Here is a 256-nt window from a genome sequence, read left to right as displayed (position 1 = left end):
ATCTCATCCACCGTACGCTGGCAACCGGTGCAAATGTCATCATCGTCCAGCGCGCAAATGTTCACGCACGGCGAGGCAACAGGCCGTTCAATCGGGTTCATTCTTCCTGCTCAACCAAGTCACGGGCATAGCGCTGCGCGTTATGCACATAGTGCGCGGCGCTGGCTTCGAGCATGCGTTTTTGCGCCTCGGTCAGCTCACGCACCACCTTGCCCGGCGAGCCCATCACCAGCGAACCATCGGGAATCTCCTTGCC

Annotated in this window: 1 protein-coding gene and 1 pseudogene; both read right to left on the bottom strand. The window is 59.8% G+C overall.

What is annotated here, in order from left to right; translation table 11 throughout:
* Positions 1-101: DUF1289 domain-containing protein (locus NDO48_RS30630; protein ID WP_416377233.1), on the bottom strand; the 101-nt coding region annotated here is incomplete at its 3' end.
* Positions 98-256, bottom strand: a pseudogene (locus tag NDO48_RS30625) (gamma carbonic anhydrase family protein); the annotation flags it as partial. The pseudogene NDO48_RS30625 and the gene NDO48_RS30630, both read right to left, overlap by 4 nt.

The organism is Aminobacter sp. MET-1, assembly GCF_026521175.1.
Lineage (GTDB): Bacteria > Pseudomonadota > Alphaproteobacteria > Rhizobiales > Rhizobiaceae > Aminobacter.
Note: the sequence above shows the minus strand (reverse complement) of the source record. Positions and strands in the feature narration are given on the sequence as shown.